Annotated in this window: 1 protein-coding gene; it reads right to left on the reverse strand. The window is 53.1% G+C overall.

Annotated elements, in window-relative coordinates:
• Positions 1-15: 15 nt before the first annotated feature.
• Positions 16-1,332 (reverse strand): IS4 family transposase, encoded by a 1,317-nt coding sequence (locus QMZ65_RS25130; RefSeq protein ID WP_283216942.1) that lies wholly within the window; start codon positions 1,330-1,332, stop codon positions 16-18.
• Between the last annotated feature and the right edge of the window lie 95 nt (positions 1,333-1,427).

The raw sequence follows: 1,427 nt of genomic DNA on the forward strand, positions 1-1,427 counted from the left end.
CGTAATGCTTGTCAGTTAAGATCTTAATGGAGGCCGCAGCGGATAACGTTGCGGCTTCTTTTTTACCGCCCTTGGGTAATGCCGCACTCTTCTTTCCGGCAGCACCAGCCCTGGCGCCATCGCCATTATCTCTTCCATTATCCGCGGTATTTTTCCCCCTGAGATGCCCGGTAGCAGGCTCAGATGACTTCTCAGATACAGTGCGGACTGCTTAAAACTCATCTGATAAGGTTCCACGCCTTTCAGGCTGTACGCCATCTGCGCCATCATGAACCTCAGAAGGTTATAGGCCAGGACCACACCCCACAGCTCCTGACGCACAAGTTCTGGCTTTTTGCTTCTCAGCGTCAGCTCATTATTCAGCAGGTGCTGTTTCATCTCGCGGAAGCCGTGCTCTATTTCCCAGCGATGGCTGTATAAATCCACAACATCCGCTTTCGGGTATCTCAGCGGATCGCACATCGATGTCAGGATTTGAACCGTTTTTCCGTTGAGTTCTTTGCTGATAAGCCTTGCCGTCAGTGTGTCTGCAGCACCCTGCCATTTTTTCTTCGCCTGCGGCGACAGCTGTAATTCCACCAACTCCTGACCGGCCCCTAAGCTACGGACAACACGGTACTGTGCCCCTTTGCGCAGCGGCAACATCCAGTGTCTTTCCGTTCCCGCCGACTGCCAGGCGTGCAGCAGACCCAGCGCATAAAAACCTTTATCAAAGAGGGTCAGAGAGTGGTCGGGGGTCTGTGGGATAAGCTGAGCGGCAAGTTCGGCTTCGCCGGCAGCTGAGACGCTGTCGAACGCTACTGCTGACAACAGATGGCTGGTGACTTCCATCTGACAGACCATACGCACCTGCGGCCACTCAGAGCTCTTATTAATATTGGCCGTTCGCCCGAAGGCGGCATCATTCTCTGGTGTGTCAGGGGTGCGCCATACGGTGCCATCCACCGCCATCAGCGTCAGTCCGTTCCAGTGCGACAGCGGTGTCTTTTCAAACCAGAGGCGCTGCGTTTTCTCAAACATTAACCGGATAACATCTTCTCCAAATCGCTGCCGGGCCTGCACAACCGCGCTGGGCGCAACAAAAGGCCTTTTCCCCGGCAGAAGGATATCCAGGTGTGAGATGAGCTGGGTCATCGAATGGGAGCGAAAAAGTGCCATGCCGGTCACAGCCCAGACCATCATTTCCATCGATAACCGGCGCTTTCGTAACGTCACTGTGCCGGTATCAGCAAGACACTCATCAATGAGCTCAGGAGAAAGGAGATCAGAAAGCGTCGAGAATTCCTGAGGCGTAAAGTGATGAACGATATCGAGAGCCTGACTGAGAAGCATAAAAAAATCCGTAATCCCTGAGAGATTACGGATTTTTGCAGAACTGCCGGATCATTCAACCGATCATTTTTGTCTTAACTGATCGGCATTACGCC

Origin of the sequence: Pantoea sp. EABMAA-21 (genome assembly GCF_030053335.1) — a bacterium.
GTDB classification, from domain to species: Bacteria; Pseudomonadota; Gammaproteobacteria; order Enterobacterales; family Enterobacteriaceae; genus Pantoea; species Pantoea communis.